This window comes from Enterococcus faecium, assembly GCF_029023785.1.
Classification (GTDB): domain Bacteria; phylum Bacillota; class Bacilli; order Lactobacillales; family Enterococcaceae; genus Enterococcus_B; species Enterococcus_B faecium.
This window is the reverse complement of the sequence record NZ_CP118955.1, coordinates 1700001-1721994: the sequence shown is the minus strand read 5'-3', so window position 1 is coordinate 1721994 and position 21994 is coordinate 1700001. Positions and strand designations below refer to the sequence as shown.

Below are 21994 nucleotides of genomic sequence, written 5' to 3'. Positions count from 1 at the left end.
TAAAAAAGTAGTAGATAGAAAACAATCCGAACAATAGATAACAGGTATTCCTCAAAGACACAGATGCTCAATAGAATCTGTGGGATTGATAGGATAAGATATTCTGTTGGGCGGATTGTTTTTTTGTTTTTTTATCCAGTATACGACCGTGAATAAGGGTCTGATATGGTATACTTACATAGACTATCATTAAAAGGGTGGAGGAACTTATGAGCGTAATTAGTCGTATTGAAAGTATGATGGAAGATTATTCTTCAGCAGAAAAAAAGTTGGCCAACTACATTATCGGTAATATTGAGAAGGTCCCTACAATGACAGCTAATGAATTAGCAGAAGCTTCCGGGTTGAGTGCGCCGACAGTTGTACGTTTTTCCAAAAAAATCGGTTTTCAAAGTCTGACGGACTTCAAAATCACGATTTCAACAGAACTACAGACTGGAATCGATGAAGGTTTTAGTGATATAGAAGCAAATGAGTCCTTTTACTCTATCAAAAACAAACTTGGTAACAATGCACAAGTAGCGATAAAAGAAACAGTAGATATTCTAGAAGAAGAAACGATCCAAAAAGTCGTAGAGTGTTTGGAATCGGCAGAGACTGTTTTTTTATATGGGGTTGGCGCCTCTTCTTTAGTAGTAAAAGATATTCTGCAAAAATGGTCTCGTGTCGGTAAGCCAATCATTTTTGAAAAAGATATCCACGTCTTTCTCCCGCAACTTGTCAGCAATGAGAAAAAGAAAGTGCTTTGGCTTGTTTCAAACTCAGGTAGAAGTGCAGATGTAGTCGCATTAGCCGAGCTGGCGAAAAGCATGAATATCGAAATCATTGCGTTGACGCAATTTGGAAATAACCCGCTTAGCAAGATAGCCGATGTACTCGTACAAACATCTAGACCAAAAGAAATCACGAATCGAAGTGCGGCAACTAATTCACTTTTGGCCCAATTTGCTACGATCGATATCATTTTTTATTTCTATATGGCTAAAAACGAAAAGCTTAGCGAAAAAGTGAAAAAAACACGAGAAGCAATCCAAGAATATTTTATGGATTCGAAATAAAAACCTTACTATTTTTTATATAAGTTTTTTAGAATAACAAAACGTAGTTTTCCACAAATAAATGATCCATCAAAGTGTTTCACGACTTAAGAAAACATAATTTTCAAAAATAAGTTTATTTTTTAATGAAAAAAATAGTTGGATATGTAACTTTAAGTGATTGCTGTGAAACAAAAAGTTGATTTTATCTTGAAATTAGGTAAAGAATTTCTTGCTCCGCCCATTTTTTCTTTTTTATTAAGAAGTTTTTGGGTACAATGAAGCATGAATGTAAATAGGCGGAAGGATAGGAAATGATGAAAGATTTTATGAAAAAAATATTAAATACTTCTTGGTTAGAAAAAATAAGAAAAGGTGCACAAGAACCTAAGAACAAAACGTTTCGCCGGTCCCATGTTCCTTTTCGCTTAAATTTTCTTTTTTTCATTATATTTACGTTATTTGTTGCGTTGATTGCTAGATTGGGTTATTTGCAGATCGTGAACGGCGAAGAGATGGAGGCGCGAGTGAAGTCTACTTCTACGATTACGGTCCAAGAAAGTACTCCTCGCGGAATGATCTACGACTCCACAGGAAAAGCTTTAGTTACGAATAAAGCGAATCAGGCCATCACATATACGAGAGGAACACAAGTTACGGCTAAAGATTTGCTTGAAATCGCAACGAAGCTGAACTCGCTGATCGATGTTCCGGTAGATGAAAATCTGACAGATAGAGATAAAAAAGATTTTTGGCTGGCTGATCCCAAACATTTGAAAGAAGCCACAAAAAGACTTTCGGCAAAAGAAAAGCAATTAGGGAACAGCGAACAATATAGTGCGATGGTCAATAAAGTCACAGCTGATGAGATTAATTTAAACGAGGAGCAATTAAAAATTGCTACCATCTTTAAACGGATGAATAGTGCATATGAATTAAACACTGTCTATATCAAAAACTCTGGTGTTACTGATCAAGAGTTAGCTGTTGTGGCAGAACGCGCTTCTGAACTTCCAGGAGTTTCGACTGGCACAGACTGGACACGAGAATATAATGCAGCAAGTTCACTGAAAAGTATTCTTGGCAGTGTGACGACTGAAAAGCAAGGACTTCCAGCAGATGAAGCAGAGAAATACCTAGCAAAAGGTTATTCTCGGAATGACCGTGTAGGACAAAGTTATTTGGAAAAACAATATGAAGATGTCCTGCAAGGAACCAAAACCCAATATGAAGTTTCCCTTGATAATGAAGGAAATGTTTCGAATCAAAAAGAAATCTTCTCTGGGGAAAAAGGTTCTAATTTAATGTTATCTATGAATGCAGAATTCCAATCAAAAGTAGAAGAAATTTTGAAAAGGAATTATCAAACATTGATCAACAACGGCAAAGCACAGTATTCGCCTGGTGCTTATGCAGTGGCTATGAATCCTCAGACAGGAGAAGTGCTAGCAATGACTGGTTTCAGTCATGAACAAGGTTCCAAAGAAATCACCGAGAATGCTTTAGGCACGATTACTAGCGCCTTTGCTCCAGGGTCTGTAGTCAAGGCTGGTACTTTGACAGCAGGCTGGGCAAGTAACGCGATCAGCGGAAATCAAGTTTTGATTGATGAGCCGATTCGTCTGCAAGGTGCTTCAGAAAAAAGCTCTGTCTTTAATCGAAGCGGACAAGTTGCTCTTGATGCAGTCAAAGCATTGGAATTGTCTTCTAATACGTATATGATCAAAGTGGCGTTAAAGATGTTAGGACTAGACTATACACCTGGAATGGGACTACCTAGTTTAGATGAAGAAGCTAAAGCTTACCAGCAATTGAGAGACTCTTTCAAAGAGTTTGGTCTTGGTACAACGACTGGGATCGATTTGCCGAATGAATCTCCTGGGATCTCACGTTCTGTTGATTATATGAAGAAGTTCAATGCGGATAATGGCAAAGAATGGTATACTCCAGGTAACTTTACCGATTTGGCATTTGGACAGTTTGACACATATACACCAATCCAATTAGCTCAATATGCTTCAACAGTCGCTAATGGCGGGAAACGAGTACAGCCGCACCTAGTCAAAGCGATCTATGGCAATGACGAAAATGGAAACTTGGGTGAAGTGAAGAAAGAAATTGGCACAACAGTAGAAAATACGGTCAATATTTCTGCAGAAAATATGGCGATCCTCCGTGAAGGATTCCACCAAGTTGTCCATGGTACCGATCCTTACACAACAGCCAAACCATTAGCCAGTGCGAAAATGGACCTTTCCGCAAAAACAGGGACTGCAGAAACGGTTGCGGAAGGTCATCCAGATATTACGACAGTCAATAGTAATATCGTGGCATACGGACCAACAGACAATCCGGAAATTGCCATCAGTGTTGTCTTGCCGAACTTATTAGACGAACAAGACCACATGAACTTGACGATTGCTAAAGAAATAATGGACGCGTATTATGATATGTTCATGGCAAAATAAAAAAGAGGTCGTGAAAAAGCCGCTTAGTTTCGAGTATGAAGAAAAATTTTGTGAAAATAGCTTCTCACATTTTTGCTTAAATTTGACTTCATACCGAGAAACTGGCTTTTGAACACCGTTTACTCGGCAAAAAAGGTTGTGACAAAAATTGTCACAACCTCTTTTTTGTGGAATCTAATTCTCTATTATAGTTTAAGTAGTTTTTCCAGATAAACAGCTAAACCGTCTTCTTGATTGCTCAAAGGAGTGACATCATTTGCAATGCCTTTGAGTTGATCAGTACCGTTAGCCATAGCTACTCCCCAACCTGCATAATCCAACAATTCCAAATCATTATGCTCGTCACCAAAGGCAATGACGTCTTTTTGATCGATAGACAGGTAGTTAGCAATCTCTTGCACGCCTTTTGCTTTTTGGATTCCTTTTGAAACAATCTCTAAGATGGCAGTAGGTCCACCCCATGTCCGAACATCGACATAACTGCCAAATTGACGTGTTAATTCAGCAGATACAGCTCCTGCAAAACGTTTGTCTGTTCGGACAAGCAAAGATGTAGGATTTGTCGTCAAATTTTTAGGAGAAAGCAAATTCTTCTCTCCTGGACGAGAAGAAGCAAAAATTTTTTCATCAAAGAAATCAAAACTGTCAATAAAAAAAGTATCACGATTTTCAGCAGCGATAAAATCTAAATTTAGCTGCTTTTTTTGCGATAAGATTTCAAAAGCGATTTCACGATTGATCAACGTTTCTCTTTCACCATCCCAGTGCTGATTAGGGATGTGTACTAATGCGCCGTTAAAATTAACCATCGGTGTTGTTAATTCTAATTGTTGGTAAAACTGATGGCTCATTCGGAATGGGCGTCCTGTAGCAATACTGACATGATGACCGGCATTGATTGCTTTTTTCAGAGTCTCTTTTGTTTTAGATGTAATCATCGAATCTTGATTGAGGGTAGTTCCGTCCAGATCGATGGCAATTAATTTTTTATTCAATAAGGGTCCTTCCTTCCTCAACTAGCATTTGTTTTAGTCTAGCATATTTTAGGTAATTAACAAGAGCAATCAGCTATTCCTAACAAAAACTACAGTTATGGCTATATAAATAGCTAAACATAAGCTAAACACGAACGTTAAGTATTATTTTCGCTTTTTTTGTTAAAAAAACGTTGAAAAGCGAATGAAACGTCTATATAATTTGAAATTGTTCGATGGATTTGCCCTATTTTACTTATTTTTTATTATTATAGTTTTCCATCAGAAAAAAATTCAGGGAGTGGAACTTTTTATGGAAAAGTTTTTCGGTTTAAAGAAAAACAATACAAATGTATCAACTGAAATAATGGCGGGAGTAACGACATTCTTTGCCATGAGTTATATCTTATTCGTAAATCCGACGATTTTGTCAGCATCAGGTATGCCCTTCCAAGCAGTATTTCTAGCGACAATCATTGCATCGATTATTGGTACGCTGGTAATGGGATTGTTCGCAAATGTACCATATGCTCAGGCACCTGGTATGGGATTGAACGCATTTTTCACTTTTACGGTCGTTTTTGGGCTTGGTTATTCTTGGCAACAAGCCTTGGCAATGGTGTTTATTTGCGGATTAATCAATATTTTTATTACTGTCACAAATATTCGAAAAATGATTATTCGGGCGATTCCCGAAAGTCTTCAACATGCGATTGGTGGCGGGATCGGTATTTTCGTTGCGTATGTCGGAATCAAAAATGCAGGATTCTTATCTTTTTCAGCAGACCAGTCAGCTATTTCGAGCTCTGTCGTTGAAGGCGGAAAAGCGACAAATGTTACGATAAATGGTGGAATCGTCCCTGCGTTAGCCAACTTTGACAACGCTCCTATCTTATTGGCTGTGATTGGTTTGGTACTGACAGCCATTTTAGTTGTAAAAAATGTCCGTGGGGCTATTCTTATCGGTATCGTAGCGACCACAGTCCTTGGTATTTTTATGGGTGTTGTTGATTTAAGTTCCATTGATTGGCAAACGAATTCGTTAGGTAATTCATTTAAAGAATTAGGAACAACTTTCGGTGCAGCATTTGGTTCTGAAGGCATGCAATCTTTATTCAGTGATTCTTCCAAGATTCCTCAAGTATTGATGACGATCATCGCATTCAGTTTATCTGATACTTTCGATACGATCGGAACATTTATCGGTACAGGACGCCGCACAGGTATTTTCTCAAAAGAAGACGAGATCGCGTTGGAAGATGGTCGTGGGTTCAAAACAAAAATGGATAAAGCACTATTTGCCGATGCGATCGCTACTTCTGTGGGGGCTATCTTTGGTACATCGAATACAACAACTTATGTCGAATCTGCAGCTGGGATCGGGGCCGGTGGACGTACTGGTTTGACTTCAGTAGTAGTGGCAGTGCTATTCGCATTAAGTAGTTTATTCTCTCCACTGATCGCCATTGTACCAAATCAAGCAACTGCGCCAGCATTGATTTTAGTTGGAGTAATGATGATGGCTTCTTTTGCAGACATCAAATGGCTAGATATGGAAGAAGCTTTACCGGCCTTCTTTGCATCGATCTTTATGGGATTGTGCTATAGCATTTCCTATGGGATTGCAGCAGGATTTATTTTCTATACAATTGTGAAAGTAATCAAAGGAAAATACAATCAAGTTTCTGTTGCTTTGTGGATCGTTGATATTTTATTCATTATCAACTTCATCATTCTAGCAACAATTTAACTAAAGAGAAGGGATTGGAACAGTATTTGTTCTGATCTCTTTTTGTTTTACATAAAAAGAACGTTACATATAAAATGACCTTTGCGGGATTTTTCTCTTTTTACTGGCGAGATCGTTGCTTGTTTATTCGAAAATAGGTATGATAAAAGAGACGAAAGAGGGATGATAGATGGAGATTAATTGGAGAAAAAATTTAGTGATTGCGTGGATTGGCTGTTTTTTCACTGGTGCAAGTATTAGTTTAGTTATGCCATTCATACCAGTTTATGTTGAGCAACTAGGAACACCAAAAGATCAAATCGAATTGTTTTCGGGACTAGCAATCTCTGTGACTGCTTTTGCATCTGCCGTGGTTGCACCAATCTGGGGAAATCTAGCTGATCGAAAAGGCCGAAAACTCATGATGATCCGTGCAGCAGCAGGGATGACATTAACAATGGGATCTTTGGCTTTTGTACCGAACGCGTATTGGCTTTTGATCATGCGGTTTTGGAATGGGATTTTGTCTGGATATATTCCAAATGCCACAGCGATGATTGCTTCACAGGCACCTAGAGAAAAGAGCGGATGGGCGTTAGGAACATTGTCTACCGGAGCGATTGCTGGAAATCTGATCGGACCTTCAATGGGCGGTGCACTGGCTCAGTGGTTTGGTATGGAAAATGTATTCTTGATCACAGGGGCTTTGTTGATGATCACAACGGTATTGACCATTTTCTTAGTCAAAGAAGATTTCCATCCGATCGAGAAAAAAGATCTGATAAGCACCAAAGAAATTTTTTCAAAAATGGATCATCTCTCTATTTTGATCGGTCTCTTCATTACGACCTTGATTTTACAGATAGGAATCACTACGATCAGCCCTATTTTGACCTTATATATTCGTGAATTGAGCGGAAGTACAGAAAATATCCTTTTTGTCAGCGGCTTGATTGTTTCGATAGCTGGTGTTTCCGCTGTCTTTTCTTCACCGAAACTAGGAAAACTAGGGGATAAGATTGGGAATCAAAAAGTTCTAATTGGAGGACTCATTTTATCATTTTGCTGTTATTTACCTATGGCATTCGTCACTACACCGCTCCAATTAGGTATACTTCGCTTTATTTTAGGCTTTTCAACTGGCGCTTTGATGCCTTCTGTCAATACACTGATCAGTAAGATTACGCCTCAAGAAGGAGTCAGCCGAATCTATAGCTACAATCAGATGTTTAGCAACTTTGGACAAGTTTTAGGTCCCATGCTAGGATCGACAGTCGCGCATGCTTATAATTACAGTGCTGTTTTTATTGTGACAAGTTTGTTTGTTCTGTCAAATATTCTTCTTTCTTTATTCAACTTTCGTAAAGTTCTTCGCAGCAGATTATAATGGTGGTGAGGAGTAGAAAATAAAAAAGAGCTTGAGAAATCTCAAGCTCTTGGCTGTTTTTTTACGAATGGGCAGAGGTTTCTTTTCTTGGCGCAACTGCACCAATCAAAAGGATAATGACACCCGCAATGAATGAAATGATTGTTGTCAAAGTAAAATCATATGTTCCGCTTGTTAATGCAGCACCAATATAACCGACTACTTGACCTAGAACGACAGCCCAGAATAATGTAACGATATATCGCATAAAGAACACCTCTTTTCTATCTTAATTTTACCAGATTTTCTTTGAATGTAAAGAAACGAGACCAAATCTCAATAAAATTTGAGTTCTTGCGAAAGAACTCATTCCTACAGATTACAAGCAAGCAAATGAAGTGGAATAATCAACTTCAGCGCCTGCTATCTTAATGAAAGTAAAAGGATCAAACCTTTTAACGCTAGTGAATTTTAACGAAAAAAAAGGCGGAATGCAAGATGTTTTTCCCACAACTTTATACAATTACTTCTTATTCTCTTTTACAAAGTACGATACGTATTCGAGAATATGTACAAGAAGCAAAAAAACAAGGCTACACTTCATTAGCCATAACGGATAAAGATGTCTTATACGGTGCACCTGAATTCTATCGTATTTGTGTAGAAGAAGGAGTACAGCCAATCATTGGATTACATCTTAGTTATACTTATGAAGAAAAAAATTATGGCTTGCTTGCGTACGCAAAAGATGAAATAGGTTATCAGCAGCTGATGAAACTTTCCAGCCGAAAAATGATCCAAGAAAAATTGGAACTTGCAGAAATGACAGAAACCGACCATCTAGCGTTTGTTGTTCCGGCAAATCATTCTGTTTCTGAGGCTTTCAATAAAGAGGATAACTTTTTCGGTCATTGGCAGTTTTTACTTGAAAATGTTTTTACTAGAAATTTTTATATCGGCTTGACAGAAAACACGCCTGATCAATTGCCTGAATGGTATCAGTATGTGATAAAAGAAAATTATTCGCTTTGTGCATTACATCCCATCGCTAGTTTACAACAAGAAGAACTTTTTGCACTTGAAGTGATGAAACATATCAAAGAGGGAAGCCAAATACCTTTAGAAAATTTATCTGCATCTTTACCACTAACAGCAAATGGCTATCTTCTTTCAGAACAAGAAATGATCAAACGATTCGAAAAAGCGGGTCTTTCCCAAGCTGTAATAGGCGCCCAGCGTTTAGCTGAATCGATTTCATTTGAATTCCAGTTCCATCAGAAATTACTTCCGCATTATCCAGTTCCTAATGGAAAACAAGCTGGAGAATATTTAAGAGAGTTATGCTATTCGCAAGTGGAACGCCGAATCACTGATTATACAAAGGAATACCAAGAACGTTTGGACTACGAGTTATCTGTCATCCATCAAATGGGATTCGATGATTATTTCTTGATCGTATGGGATGTAATGGCTTTTGCTCATAGAAACAAAATCGTTACCGGTGCAGGTCGTGGTTCTGCTGCGGGTTCATTAGTAGCCTATGTGTTAGAAATCACAGATGTGGATCCATTAGAATATGATTTGCTGTTCGAACGCTTTTTAAACCCCGAACGCTTTACGATGCCAGATATCGATTTGGATATTCCTGACAATCGACGTGAAGAAGTATTGAATTATGTTCGAGAAAAGTATGGACAATATCATATGGCACAAATCGCAACATTTGGCACAATGGCAGCAAAAATGGTTCTTAGAGATGCAGCTAGAGTGTTTGGTTTATCGCAAAGTGAAGCAAACCGCTGGTCAAAAGCAATACCCAATCAATTGAAAATCACATTGACCCAAGCTTATAAAACTTCGCATCAATTAGTAGAATTAGTTCAGGCAAGCGAAAAAAACCAACTTTTATTCAAAACTGCAGTGATTTTAGAAGGATTGCCAAGACATGTTTCGACTCACGCAGCAGGTGTAGTTATCAGCGATAAGAATCTACTTGAACTAGTTCCGCTCCAACGCGGTTCTGATGAAGCTTTTCTGACCCAGTATACGATGAATGAGGTAGAAGCAATCGGTCTTTTGAAAATGGACTTTTTAGGACTACGCAACTTATCGATTATTGATTTTACTTTGAAAGCTGTTAAGCGAGTAGAAGGGTATGAGATCCGATTAAAAGAGATCCCGCTAAATGATGCAAAAACGCTGCTCTTGTTTCAACGAGGCGAAACCTCAGGAGTATTTCAATTTGAATCTGCTGGTATCCGGAACGTTTTACGAAGATTAGATCCAGAAAACATCGAAGATATTGCCGCAGTCAATGCATTGTATCGACCAGGCCCTATGCAAAATATAGATACCTTCATTGCCAGGAAGAAAGGAAAAGAAGCCATTCGCTACCCAGATGATTCACTGATCCCGATTTTGAAAAACACATATGGAGTGATCGTCTATCAGGAACAAATCATGCAGATCGCCTCGACTATGGCTGGATTTACATTAGGGCAGTCAGATATTCTGCGACGGGCAGTGAGTAAAAAGAAAAAAGACGTATTAGATGAAGAAAAGTCGCATTTTGTATCAGGAGCATTACAACAGGGATATTCGGAAAAAACAGCAGCGACCGTATATGAATATATCGAAAAATTTGCAAACTATGGATTCAATCGGTCACATGCATTTGCTTATTCATTCGTGGGATTCCAAATGGCGTATCTAAAAGCCCATCATCCAGGTGCTTTCTTTACCAGCCTGATGAATTCTGTTCGGCATAACACATCAAAATTGAAAGAATATATTGCAGAAGCACGTAAAAATAAACTCAAACTTTCCTCGCCGTCCATTAATCAAAGTAATTCCAGTTTTGAGTTGGTCAATAAGGAAGAAATCAGATTCGGACTGACAGCGATAAAAGGTATTCGGCGTGATTTTGTAGAAGATATATTAAACGAAAGAAAACAAAATGGCCCGTTCCAGTCAGTGGATCAATTCCTCATACGGATCGATAAGCGTTGGCTGAAATTAGAGTTACTGCAATCACTGACAGCAGTAGGCGTTTTTGATGAATTATCTCCTAACAGGAAACAATTGATGCTTGATCTCGAAGGAAAAATCCAAAATATCGTTTACAGTGGTGGAAGTCTTGACTTGCTGGGAATCATGGCATTAAAAGAAGAAGAAGTCGCTGACTATACACTAGAAGAACGCTTGAAGCTGGAAGAGGAGTACTTAGGTATTTATTTGTCAGGTCATCCTGCAGAAGGGTTTGATCGTCTTCGTTTAGCTAAACAAGTTCAGCTGATTACAGATATCGTCCCTAATCAACCAGTCAATTTATTAGTGATGATCAAGGAAGTTAGAGAAATTCGGACAAAAAAAGGAGAACTGATGGCCTTTGTTGAAGGAACCGACAGTAGTGGAGAAATTTCTGTCACAGTTTTTCCAACTCTTTATCGTAAATATCGTAATTTGTTTGCCGTTGATCGAGTGATCTTTGTTCAAGGGCGGAGCGAAATCAGCAAATATAATCAGGAACTGCAACTAATTGGAGAAAGCTTTGCTGATCCTAACCAGTTAGAAGCCCAGTATCCTTCACAAACTTGCTATTTGCGTATTACAGAAGAACGGGAAGATCCCGAGATAATGAAACAATTACAAGTGATTTTTCAGAAACACCCAGGATATATACCAGTAGTTATGTATCACGAAAAAACGCAACGAAAAGTAGTTCTGTCAGATGCTTATTGGGTGGATGACAGCAAGAGTATAAAGGGGCAACTTATTTATCTGCTTGGCGAAGATAATGTGGTTTTCAAATAACTTACGGTAAAAAATACTACTTGCTTTCATTTTTTTTCATTTTTTTATCCGTAAATCAAGACAAGTGAGAAAAATAATGTTAGAATGTTAGTCGTGGTTAACGCAAAAATGGTTGTAAACCTAAGTCATACTTAGGATAAAGTATTTTAATGAGGTGAATGTTTATTATGAAACGCATCGGAATTTTGACCAGTGGCGGAGACGCACCTGGAATGAATGCAGCTGTTCGTGCCGTTGTTCGTAAAGGTATTTACGAAGGACTGGAAGTATACGGGATCAATTATGGTTTTGCCGGTTTAGTTGCTGGAGATATTCGTCGTCTTGATGTGGCAGATGTAGGTGACAAGATCCAACGTGGTGGTACATTCTTGTATTCTGCACGTTATCCAGAATTTGCAACTGAAGAAGGTCAATTAAAAGGAATCGAACAATTGAAAAAATTCGGAATCGAAGGTCTAGTGGTTATCGGAGGAGACGGCTCTTATCATGGCGCAATGGCTTTGACAAAACGCGGTTTCCCAGCAGTAGGTATTCCTGGAACAATCGATAATGATATTCCTGGGACTGATTTCACAATCGGTTTTGATACAGCAATCAATACAGTACTAGAATCAATTGACCGTATTCGTGACACAGCGACTTCTCATGTTCGTACATTCGTTATCGAAGTAATGGGACGCAATGCAGGAGACATCGCTTTATGGTCAGGTGTGGCTGGCGGAGCGGATGAAATCATCATCCCAGAACATGATTTTGATATGGCTTCAGTTGCTAAAAAAATCCAAGAAGGCCGCGATCGCGGGAAGAAACATTGCTTGATCATCTTGGCTGAAGGTGTAATGGGCGGAAATGAATTCGCTGAGAAACTTTCAGAATTTGGTGACTATCATACACGTGTATCTATCTTGGGACACGTTGTCCGTGGTGGAGCACCAAGCGCACGCGACCGCGTGTTGGCAAGTAAATTCGGTGCTTACGCTGTCGAATTGCTTCAAGAAGGAAAAGGTGGATTATGTGTCGGTATCCATGACAACGAAATCGTTGCGTCTGACATCATTGATACACTTGAAAACAACAAACATAAACCAGACTTATCACTATATGATCTAAATAATTCACTTTCATTTTAAGAGTGAAAGAAACCAAGCTATTTAAGCTGTGTACAGCTTTAAATAAACAAAATTGAATGGGAGAGTTTTTTAAATGAAAAAAACCAAAATCGTTAGTACATTAGGACCAGCAAGTAACTCAGTAGAAATTATTTCTCAATTGATTGAATCTGGGGCAAATGTCTTCCGCTTTAACTTTTCTCATGGTGACCATGAAGAACAATTATCACGTATGACTATGGTCCGTGAAGCAGTTAAAAAGACAGGAAAAGATGTCGGTATTCTTTTAGATACAAAAGGAGCTGAAATCCGTACAACTGTTCAAGGCACAACAGAAGCTGATTTTGGTCGTGCAGGATACATCAAATTTGAAGTAGGAGATCAAACACGCATCTCTATGGATCCTGAACATGTAGGTTCAAAAGAAAAAATCGCGGTTACTTACCCAGGATTATTTGACGATGTTCACGTTGGCGGACACATTTTATTTGATGATGGTTTGATCGATATGCAAATCATTGAAAAAGACGAAGCAAACCGTGAATTAGTCGTAGAAGTTAAAAATGCAGGTATGCTAGGATCACGTAAAGGGGTAAATGCACCAGGCGTTTCTATTAGTTTGCCAGGTATTACTCCAAAAGATGCTGACGATATTCGTTTTGGTTTAGACAACGATATCGACTTTATCGCTGCAAGTTTTGTACGTAAAGCACAAGACGTTCTAGATATCCGCGAAATCTTAGAAGAAAAAGACATGACTCATGTTCAAATCTTCCCTAAAATCGAATCTCAAGAAGGTATCGACAACATTGACGAAATCATCAAAGTTTCTGACGGTGTTATGATTGCCCGCGGAGATATGGGTGTTGAAATCCCAGCTGAACTAGTACCAATGGTTCAAAAACGCATTATCAAAAAATGTAATGCTGCTGGTATCCCAGTTATCACTGCTACACAAATGTTAGAATCAATGCAAGAAAACCCACGTCCAACACGTGCGGAAGCTTCTGACGTTGCTAACGCTGTATTTGATGGCACAGATGCAACAATGCTATCTGGTGAATCTGCAAACGGGGACTACCCAGTTGAAGCTGTTTCAACAATGGCACGTATCGACCAAGAAGCTGAAAATGCATTATCAGAATTAGGTACATTCCAATTGAACGAATTCGATAAAACAGATGTAACTGAAACAATCGGTTTATCTGTAGCTCGTGCTGCAAAAAATCTAGGCGTGAAAACAATCGTTGCTGCAACTGAATCAGGATACACTGCAAAAATGATTTCAAAATATCGTCCAGATGCAGATATCTTGGCTGTTACTTTTGACGAACGCACAAAACGTGGTTTGATGTTAAACTGGGGCGTTTACCCAACAGTTGCTGAAAAACCATCAACAACTGATGAAATGTTTGAACTAGCAGCTAAAAAAGCTGTTGAATTAGGTTTCGCATCAGAAGGCGATTTAATCTTGATCACTGCTGGTGTACCAGTTGGTGAACGCGGAACAACTAACGTGATGAAAATTCAAATGATTGGTTCTAAATTATTAGAAGCTCAAGGCGTTGGACAAAAATCTGTCGTTGCAAATGCAGTTATTGCTTCATCTGCTGAAGAAGCTGTAAAAAAAGCAAAAGACGGAATGGTTCTAGTTGTACCATCAACTGACAAAGAATATATGCCTGCAATCGAAAAAGCAGCTGCTGTTATCGTTGAAGAAGGCGGATTGACTTCTCACGCTGCAGTTGTAGGAATTGCACAAGATATTCCTGTAATCGTTGGTGCTAAAGGCGCAACAACAACAATTACAGAAGGTGAATTGATTACCGTTGATTCACGTCGCGGCATCGTTTACCGTGGCGAAACAACAGCTATCTAATTTAGCTTAATAAAAAATAAAAACAGCTCTTCTTTTACGAAGAGCTGTTTTTTTGTGCTGTAACGAATTCATGGATAACTTGGACTACTTGTTCTTGAAGAGGCGTGACGATCTGCTGTGTTCGTTTTGCCAATGAAATCAAGAAGCGAGGCTGAACTTCATCTGAAAGAGGGAGGCAAACTAAATGATCTTCAGGATGGACAGCAATCTCTGCCAAAAAACCGATACCCACATTTTCTCGGACCATACTCTTTAAAATCGTCAAGTCATTGCTTTGATAAACAACTTTTGGATGAGTATGTGTTTGTTTAGAAAGCTTAGTGAATGCTGCGGGGTGGACATAATGTTCGTTCAATAGTACAAACTGTTCATCTGCTATATCTTTGAAAGAGACAGTATCCTGCTTGGAAAGAGGATGTGTAGGTGGCACGACGATCATGAAACGTTTGTCCAAAAGTAACTCTGTTTCTAAATATTGATCCACGATTGGCTGTGTTGAGCCTAATACAGCTAAATCGATCCTCCCTTGTCGGATCATCCCGTATAAGTCCCGAGAGCCTCCATCGGTAATCTCAATTTGATTCATCAATTCATGCTTGATAAAGTAACTTGACAGTTTAGGAAAGTATTCATTGCCGATAATAGGAGGCATGCCAAAACGAAGCTTTTTCTTTTGCAACTGAGTGATTTCAGCTCTTGCAGTAGAAATCTCTTGGAGAATGGTTTGTGCATGGAGAAACAGCTGCTTTCCAGAAGGCGTGACGATTAATTCGTGATGCGATCGATCTCTTGTAATAAGTACGGTGTCAAACTCTTTTTCAAGACGTTGTAATGCATATGTAATAGTAGGTTGGCTCACACGGAAATAATTAGCCACTTTCGTAAAATTTTTTTGTTTGACGATTTGGACATAGTATTCGATATCTTTCGTGTTCATGAAGATCATCCGCTCCTTTAATGGAATAATGATTATTGTAAATGATTCTGAGGATGATAGCAAACAGAGGCTTTCTAATAAAGATTTTTCTGTTTTTTTATGAACTGCAAGGTGTCAAGAAAATTTCATTGACAACATGCTTTTTGCCCTGTATAATTGCTTTTGTTGCTTAGGAGTGATGAAAAATGAAATGGTCTTTATTGGAATTGAGAAAATACCAGGAGACACCGTTAACTTTTCATGAGACGCTCGACTTGAAAGCCGCTCTCATGAAGCGAGACAATTTAATACTTGATGTTGCGCCAGTGGAAGTCGAAGGTTTGGTCTCAGTTGATAAGAAAGGCTATATCGTTCATTACACTGTGCAGACGACTTTGACAGTTCCTTCAACACGTTCACTAGAACCTGTTGAACTGCCCATGGATTTTTCTGTAGACGAAGTATTCATGACAGAAGAACAATTCCAAAGTAGAGATGAACAAATGTCTGCAGATGAGATTTTGCTAATTGAAGGTCCATTATTGAATTTAGCAGAGTCGATTGAAGACAACATCTTATTGGCGATTCCAATGCGGGTATTGACAAAAGAAGAGGAAGCAGCAACAGAACTTCCAAAAGGCAATGATTGGGAAGTTGTTTCCGAAGAAGAATACCAGCGCAGAAAAATGGAAGAAGCCGAGAATAAAATTGATCCTCGTCTTGCAAAACTATCTGAACTTTTTGATTCTAAATCAAAAGACGACGATAACAAGTAAGATTGGAATATATTGTGTCTAATTTAGATACAAGACTTTACAAGGAGGTGTAGCAAAATGGCAGTACCAGCTAGAAGAACATCAAAAGCTAAAAAAGCAAAACGTCGTACACACTACAAATTGACAATCAAAGGGTTAAACGAATGTCCAAACTGTGGTGAAATGAAAAAAAGCCATCACGTATGTGCAAATTGTGGTTACTATGATGGTAAGGACGTAATGTCAAAAGAAGCTTAATACATTTTAATTAGAAAATGTAAAACCTCAAGGCTAACCATGGAGCCTTGAGGTTTATTTTTTTGTAGTCGGTAAATAAAAAATATGTTGTTCTTTAGTTTGCAATGTAGCCGTGTTAAGCTATAATGTAAGAGATTAGGGAGAAATCCCGTATGTAGGAGGAGTTCATATGTCAAAACAACAAATCGGCGTTGTCGGTATGGCCGTTATGGGTAAAAATCTAGCCTTGAACATAGAAAGCCGCGGCTATTCAGTGGCTTTATTCAATCGTACAGGGGCTAAAACAACCGCTGTAGTAGAAGAACACCCAGATAAAAATTTCAAAGCAACATATACAATCGAAGAATTTGTAGAATCTATCGAGAAACCACGTCGGATCTTGCTAATGGTCAAAGCAGGACCGGCAACAGATGCAACAATCCAAGAGTTACTTCCTCACCTTGATAAAGGCGATATTTTGATTGACGGAGGAAATACATTCTTTAAAGATACGATGCGTCGTAATGAAGAGTTAGCCAACTCTGGCATCAACTTTATCGGTACAGGCGTTTCCGGTGGTGAAGAAGGAGCTTTAAAAGGACCTTCAATCATGCCTGGTGGACAAAAAGAAGCCTATGCGCTAGTTGCACCAATCTTAGAGCAAATTTCTGCAAAAGCAGAAGACGGAGCACCATGTGTCACATATATTGGCCCAAATGGAGCCGGACATTATGTGAAAATGGTACACAACGGTATTGAGTATGGAGATATGCAACTGATTGCTGAATCTTATGACTTAATGAAGAATATTTTAAACCTTTCAGTAGAAGAAATGGCTGATATCTTTAAAGAATGGAATCAAGGCGAATTAGACAGCTATTTGATAGAAATCACTGCTGACATTCTGACACGTAAAGACGATGAAGGAACAGGTAAACCAGTAGTAGATGTGATCCTTGATGCAGCTGGGAATAAAGGAACAGGTAAATGGACAAGCCAAAGCGCGCTTGACTTAGGTGTGCCACTTCCATTGATCACTGAATCTGTATTTGCCCGCTATATTTCTGCTTATAAAGAAGAACGCGTACAAGCAAGCAAGATTTTGTCTCGTACGAACGATTTTGAGTTCACGGGAGACAAAAAAGAATTGGTCGAAAAAATCCGAGAAGCGTTGTATTTCAGTAAAATCATGAGTTATGCCCAAGGATTTGCTCAATTACGTGTCGCTTCAAAAGAATTTGATTGGGACTTGCCATTTGGTGAAATCGCAAAAATCTGGCGCGCTGGATGTATCATCCGAGCTCGATTCTTGCAAAAAATTACGGATGCCTATGACAAAAATCCTGAGATCGAAAATTTATTGCTAGATGATTACTTCGTTGAAATCACGAAAAAATATCAGCAATCAGTCAGAGACGTCGTTGCCTTGGCTGTCCAAGCTGGCGTACCTGTACCGACTTTCTCATCAGCCATCGCTTACTTCGATTCATACAGAGCAGAACGTCTGCCTGCAAATATAATCCAAGCCCAACGCGATTACTTTGGCGCACATACCTATGAGCGTGTCGACAAAGAAGGAATCTTCCATTACTCATGGTACCATGAAGAATAATAGTCTTTCGGCTGTTAGGAAATGAGAAAATAAAAAGAGGACGAAAGAGCTGAAGTCGATTGTTATGAGTAGACTTCAGCTCTTTTTTAAAATTGCTATCCATGATAAAATGACTATAGATTTTTAAGCATATTATCGGTATAATGATAGAGTTTTTAAAAAGCCAGTAGAATAGAAAGGATAAAATAATAAATGAGCAATATTCTAATCATTGAAGATGAAAAGAACTTGGCACGATTTGTCGAGCTAGAGTTGAAGCATGAAGGGTATAACGCAGAAGTCCACTACAACGGCCGAACTGGTTTAGATGCGGCATTAAATAATGAGTGGGATGCCATATTGTTGGATCTGATGCTCCCAGAATTGAACGGTTTAGAAGTCTGCAGACGTGTACGCCAAGTCAAAAATACACCAATCATTATGATGACTGCAAGAGATTCTGTGATCGATCGTGTATCTGGACTTGACCACGGAGCAGATGACTACATCGTCAAACCATTTGCTATCGAAGAATTATTAGCACGTCTTCGTGCATTGTTGCGTCGAATCGATATTGAAGGCGATAAAAATGTGGCTAAACAAACTACTATTACTTATCGCGATTTGACTATCGAAAAAGAAAACCGTGTCGTACGTCGCGGAAATGAAGTAATTGAACTAACAAAAAGAGAATACGAGTTGCTGCTTACTTTAATGGAAAACGTGAACGTGGTATTAGCACGTGACGTTTTACTAAATAAAGTGTGGGGATACGAAACAGAAGTTGAAACAAACGTAGTGGACGTATATATTCGTTATCTTCGCAACAAAATTGACGTTCCCGGGGAGGAAAGCTATATCCAAACTGTACGCGGAACAGGTTATGTGATGCGCTCGTGATAAAGCCGAAAAAATCGGAAAAAAGAGAACTGAAAGGGCCCTCCTTGACAATCAAGTGGGCCTTTGCGAGTTCTTTCTTCATATTCGTTGTGTTTACAATTTTCGCTGTCATTACCTATAAATCATCTATCAATCTGATTGTGGCAAAAGAAAGAAACAATGTAGAGCGTACGATTTCAGAAGTAGCTTCTCGTTTGGCTAACTCGGATGAAGAACTGACATTAGTAAATACGTATCGTAATCTGACGAAAGCGACAAATGACGGAGATGAGGTCGTAGATCATACTTCACTGGTCGAAGGAAACTTAATGAAGATCGATTCCTTTATAGCTGAGCTAGGGCAGCCATCAATGGATCTTTATGTTTATGATTTGGACGAGAACTTGATTTTTAAAACCCATGAAAACAGTCGAAACCTGATTCAGACTACACGTAAAGTTCCAACGATCGTTACACTAGAAGGAAAAACTGGCTTTTTATCTATCCAGCCTATATATTCTAAAGGTACAAGAGAAAAGATCGGCTATGCGCAAAGCTTCTATGAATTATCTTCTTTCTATGATATTCGAAATAAGCTATTATTGACTCTTATTGTTTTAGAAGTTGTTTCTTTGATCTTAAGTAGTATTTTAGGTTTCTTTTTATCTTCTTATTTCTTAAAACCACTCAAGGTACTCAGAGATACAATGGATACTATACGTAAAGATCCGCAATCAGATATCTACATGCCTGAAATCGACACAAATGATGAATTGGCAGATTTAGTTGAAATATTCAATGAGATGCTTGACCGTATGCGTTTGTATATTGAACAACAAGAGCAATTCGTGGAAGACGTATCTCATGAGTTAAGGACACCTGTTGCAATTATTGAAGGGCATCTTAGTCTGCTAAATCGTTGGGGGAAAGATGATCCTGAGATATTAGAAGAATCATTAAGCGCCAGCATGCAAGAAATCAGCCGTATGAAAAGCTTAGTTCAAGAGATGCTAGACTTATCAAGAGCAGAACAAGTAGATGTTCATTATGCGAATGAAACAACTAAAGGAAAAGAAGTCACCTATCAAGTTTATAATAATTTCAAGATATTATATCCAGACTATGTGATCACTTTAGATGATGATTTGACAAAAGAAGTGACCCTGCAAATTTATCGTAATCACTTTGAACAATTAATCATTATCATATTGGATAACGCAGTAAAGTATTCAACTACACGAAAAGAAGTCCATATCTCTATTTCTTCCACTCTGAATGAATTTGAGATCGCGATTCAGGACTTTGGCGAAGGAATACCCAAAGAAGACCTTAATAAGATCTTCAATCGTTTTTATCGAGTGGATAAAGCAAGAGCTAGAACGAAGGGTGGAAATGGTCTGGGGTTGTCTATCGCTAAACAACTGGTTGAAAACTATAAAGGACGTATCTTAGCAGAAAGTGTAGTAGGGCAAGGGACAATTTTTAGAATCTTTATTCCTATCGCAAAGGCAGAAGACAAGTAAAGCATGTGCTTTACTTGTTTTTTTATATATCCAACAAAGAATAAGGTACAAAATACAAGCAAGTGAGAAATTCAGGGATGTCATTATAAAAAAACTAGCGAACAATTAAATAGAATAACATCCGTTAATTAAATGTAAGTAGCTTTTAGATGAACGAAAAAACAATAAAATGCTGTAATATTCGTGTTTAAAAATAATAAATAAAAATAGGGAATTTTCTATTGCAATTTTATAAAGAGATTGCTATATTATTATTTGTTCTAAATGATTCCTTTAAGGTGTCACTAAAAATTATAAAAAATAGTGTTGACGCACTTTTGATGTCATGTTATAATAACGAAGTCGTTTGGATGAGATAGCTAATAAAGCTTGATTTTATCGAAAAAAACTTCGAAAAAGTTATTGACAAATAACAATAAAGATGATATGATAATCAAGTCGCTGCTAATGAGTGGCAAAGACGTTTAGAAAAAATAAACAAAGAAGTTGTTGACATTCTCTTCTGAATCTGATAAGATTAAAGAGTTGTTGAAACAAAAAGATTAGACCTTTGAAAACTGAACAAAGTAAGACAAACCAAATGTGTAGGGCGTCTTGATTCAATTCAAGACAACAAACATTTTTAACAAGCAAGCAATATGCTAGCAAACAAATTGAGCTTAACAATCGCAAGATTGTTCGAACTTTTTATGAGAGTTTGATCCTGGCTCAGGACGAACGCTGGCGGCGTGCCTAATACATGCAAGTCGAACGCTTCTTTTTCCACCGGAGCTTGCTCCACCGGAAAAAGAGGAGTGGCGAACGGGTGAGTAACACGTGGGTAACCTGCCCATCAGAAGGGGATAACACTTGGAAACAGGTGCTAATACCGTATAACAATCAAAACCGCATGGTTTTGATTTGAAAGGCGCTTTCGGGTGTCGCTGATGGATGGACCCGCGGTGCATTAGCTAGTTGGTGAGGTAACGGCTCACCAAGGCCACGATGCATAGCCGACCTGAGAGGGTGATCGGCCACATTGGGACTGAGACACGGCCCAAACTCCTACGGGAGGCAGCAGTAGGGAATCTTCGGCAATGGACGAAAGTCTGACCGAGCAACGCCGCGTGAGTGAAGAAGGTTTTCGGATCGTAAAACTCTGTTGTTAGAGAAGAACAAGGATGAGAGTAACTGTTCATCCCTTGACGGTATCTAACCAGAAAGCCACGGCTAACTACGTGCCAGCAGCCGCGGTAATACGTAGGTGGCAAGCGTTGTCCGGATTTATTGGGCGTAAAGCGAGCGCAGGCGGTTTCTTAAGTCTGATGTGAAAGCCCCCGGCTCAACCGGGGAGGGTCATTGGAAACTGGGAGACTTGAGTGCAGAAGAGGAGAGTGGAATTCCATGTGTAGCGGTGAAATGCGTAGATATATGGAGGAACACCAGTGGCGAAGGCGGCTCTCTGGTCTGTAACTGACGCTGAGGCTCGAAAGCGTGGGGAGCAAACAGGATTAGATACCCTGGTAGTCCACGCCGTAAACGATGAGTGCTAAGTGTTGGAGGGTTTCCGCCCTTCAGTGCTGCAGCTAACGCATTAAGCACTCCGCCTGGGGAGTACGACCGCAAGGTTGAAACTCAAAGGAATTGACGGGGGCCCGCACAAGCGGTGGAGCATGTGGTTTAATTCGAAGCAACGCGAAGAACCTTACCAGGTCTTGACATCCTTTGACCACTCTAGA

Annotated in this window: 15 protein-coding genes and 1 rRNA gene (1 of these 16 running past the window's edge); 13 read left to right on the top strand and 3 right to left on the bottom strand. The window is 38.9% G+C overall.

Annotated features, from left to right (window positions below; translation table 11 throughout):
• The first annotated feature begins 209 nt into the window (after window positions 1-209).
• Both PYW34_RS08385 and PYW34_RS08380 read left to right on the top strand, forming a co-directional pair.
• Window positions 210-1058 carry a MurR/RpiR family transcriptional regulator gene (locus PYW34_RS08385; protein WP_002333325.1) on the top strand — a complete coding sequence of 283 codons (849 nt, stop codon included), beginning with the start codon at window positions 210-212 and terminating at the stop codon, window positions 1056-1058.
• Between the two features lie 293 nt (window positions 1059-1351).
• A complete protein-coding gene (locus PYW34_RS08380) occupies window positions 1352-3505 on the top strand; it encodes a peptidoglycan D,D-transpeptidase FtsI family protein (protein ID WP_002287654.1) in 2154 nt (717 codons plus the stop codon).
• 185 nt (window positions 3506-3690) lie between these two features.
• On the opposite strand, the gene PYW34_RS08375 is transcribed toward PYW34_RS08380, so the two are convergent.
• Window positions 3691-4500: a Cof-type HAD-IIB family hydrolase gene (locus PYW34_RS08375; RefSeq protein WP_002296740.1), complete on the bottom strand. Its 810-nt coding sequence runs from the start codon at window positions 4498-4500 to the stop codon at window positions 3691-3693.
• Window positions 4501-4792: 292 nt separating this feature from the next.
• On the opposite strand from PYW34_RS08375, the gene PYW34_RS08370 reads away from it, so the two are divergent.
• Entirely contained in the window at window positions 4793-6229 is a 1437-nt protein-coding gene (locus PYW34_RS08370) for an NCS2 family permease (protein ID WP_002295362.1), read from the top strand.
• A 169-nt stretch (window positions 6230-6398) separates the two neighbouring features.
• Entirely contained in the window at window positions 6399-7595 is a 1197-nt protein-coding gene (locus PYW34_RS08365) for a multidrug efflux MFS transporter (protein ID WP_002290958.1), read from the top strand.
• 61 nt (window positions 7596-7656) lie between these two features.
• Here PYW34_RS08365 and PYW34_RS08360 read toward each other — a convergent pair whose 3' ends face one another.
• Window positions 7657-7842, bottom strand: a complete 186-nt coding sequence (locus tag PYW34_RS08360) for a YjzD family protein (RefSeq protein WP_002295359.1) — start codon at window positions 7840-7842, stop codon at window positions 7657-7659.
• 230 nt (window positions 7843-8072) lie between these two features.
• On the opposite strand from PYW34_RS08360, the gene dnaE reads away from it, so the two are divergent.
• The 3 genes from dnaE (at window position 8073) to pyk (ending at window position 14375) form a co-directional block, all read left to right on the top strand.
• The gene (gene dnaE / locus PYW34_RS08355; RefSeq protein WP_002330253.1) at window positions 8073-11387 is read left to right on the top strand and encodes a DNA polymerase III subunit alpha; all 3315 of its coding nucleotides are present in this window, start codon (window positions 8073-8075) and stop codon (window positions 11385-11387) included.
• A 167-nt stretch (window positions 11388-11554) separates the two neighbouring features.
• Window positions 11555-12517, top strand: a complete 963-nt coding sequence (gene pfkA, locus PYW34_RS08350) for a 6-phosphofructokinase (protein WP_002304759.1) — start codon at window positions 11555-11557, stop codon at window positions 12515-12517.
• 73 nt (window positions 12518-12590) lie between these two features.
• Complete coding sequence (gene pyk, locus PYW34_RS08345; RefSeq protein WP_002295355.1) at window positions 12591-14375, top strand: pyruvate kinase; 1785 nt, start codon at window positions 12591-12593, stop codon at window positions 14373-14375.
• Window positions 14376-14409: 34 nt separating this feature from the next.
• Here the strand turns inward: pyk and PYW34_RS08340 are convergent, their stop codons facing one another.
• Complete coding sequence (locus tag PYW34_RS08340; RefSeq protein ID WP_002295354.1) at window positions 14410-15312, bottom strand: LysR substrate-binding domain-containing protein; 903 nt, start codon at window positions 15310-15312, stop codon at window positions 14410-14412.
• A gap of 185 nt (window positions 15313-15497) precedes the next feature.
• On the opposite strand from PYW34_RS08340, the gene PYW34_RS08335 reads away from it, so the two are divergent.
• From PYW34_RS08335 to PYW34_RS08310, 6 genes are all read left to right on the top strand, one after another.
• A complete protein-coding gene (locus PYW34_RS08335; RefSeq protein ID WP_002295352.1) occupies window positions 15498-16067 on the top strand; it encodes a YceD family protein in 570 nt (189 codons plus the stop codon).
• Window positions 16068-16124: 57 nt separating this feature from the next.
• Window positions 16125-16304, top strand: a complete 180-nt coding sequence (gene rpmF / locus PYW34_RS08330; RefSeq protein ID WP_002290970.1) for a 50S ribosomal protein L32 — start codon at window positions 16125-16127, stop codon at window positions 16302-16304.
• A 169-nt stretch (window positions 16305-16473) separates the two neighbouring features.
• Window positions 16474-17895 (top strand): NADP-dependent phosphogluconate dehydrogenase, encoded by a 1422-nt coding sequence (gndA, locus tag PYW34_RS08325; RefSeq protein WP_002295350.1) that lies wholly within the window; start codon window positions 16474-16476, stop codon window positions 17893-17895.
• A gap of 192 nt (window positions 17896-18087) precedes the next feature.
• Complete coding sequence (locus PYW34_RS08320) at window positions 18088-18774, top strand: response regulator transcription factor (protein WP_002290973.1); 687 nt, start codon at window positions 18088-18090, stop codon at window positions 18772-18774.
• Window positions 18771-20276: a HAMP domain-containing sensor histidine kinase gene (locus tag PYW34_RS08315; protein WP_002333326.1), complete on the top strand. Its 1506-nt coding sequence runs from the start codon at window positions 18771-18773 to the stop codon at window positions 20274-20276. The genes PYW34_RS08320 and PYW34_RS08315 overlap by 4 nt, the downstream gene beginning before the upstream one ends.
• A gap of 685 nt (window positions 20277-20961) precedes the next feature.
• Window positions 20962-21994, top strand: a 16S ribosomal RNA gene (locus PYW34_RS08310); it runs 527 nt beyond the window's last position.

What these genes read in the sequence shown, in the direction of transcription:
- PYW34_RS08365 (WP_002290958.1), top strand. Translation starts at nt 6,399, where the DNA reads ATGGAGATTAATTGGAGAAAAAATTTAGTGATTGCGTGGATTGGCTGT.
- PYW34_RS08360 (WP_002295359.1), bottom strand. Translation starts at nt 7,842, where the DNA reads ATGCGATATATCGTTACATTATTCTGGGCTGTCGTTCTAGGTCAAGTA.
- PYW34_RS08385 (WP_002333325.1), top strand. Translation starts at nt 210, where the DNA reads ATGAGCGTAATTAGTCGTATTGAAAGTATGATGGAAGATTATTCTTCA.
- dnaE (WP_002330253.1), top strand. Translation starts at nt 8,073, where the DNA reads ATGTTTTTCCCACAACTTTATACAATTACTTCTTATTCTCTTTTACAA.
- gndA (WP_002295350.1), top strand. Translation starts at nt 16,474, where the DNA reads ATGTCAAAACAACAAATCGGCGTTGTCGGTATGGCCGTTATGGGTAAA.
- PYW34_RS08380 (WP_002287654.1), top strand. Translation starts at nt 1,352, where the DNA reads ATGATGAAAGATTTTATGAAAAAAATATTAAATACTTCTTGGTTAGAA.
- PYW34_RS08370 (WP_002295362.1), top strand. Translation starts at nt 4,793, where the DNA reads ATGGAAAAGTTTTTCGGTTTAAAGAAAAACAATACAAATGTATCAACT.
- PYW34_RS08320 (WP_002290973.1), top strand. Translation starts at nt 18,088, where the DNA reads ATGAGCAATATTCTAATCATTGAAGATGAAAAGAACTTGGCACGATTT.
- PYW34_RS08340 (WP_002295354.1), bottom strand. Translation starts at nt 15,312, where the DNA reads ATGAACACGAAAGATATCGAATACTATGTCCAAATCGTCAAACAAAAA.
- pfkA (WP_002304759.1), top strand. Translation starts at nt 11,555, where the DNA reads ATGAAACGCATCGGAATTTTGACCAGTGGCGGAGACGCACCTGGAATG.
- pyk (WP_002295355.1), top strand. Translation starts at nt 12,591, where the DNA reads ATGAAAAAAACCAAAATCGTTAGTACATTAGGACCAGCAAGTAACTCA.
- PYW34_RS08335 (WP_002295352.1), top strand. Translation starts at nt 15,498, where the DNA reads ATGAAATGGTCTTTATTGGAATTGAGAAAATACCAGGAGACACCGTTA.
- rpmF (WP_002290970.1), top strand. Translation starts at nt 16,125, where the DNA reads ATGGCAGTACCAGCTAGAAGAACATCAAAAGCTAAAAAAGCAAAACGT.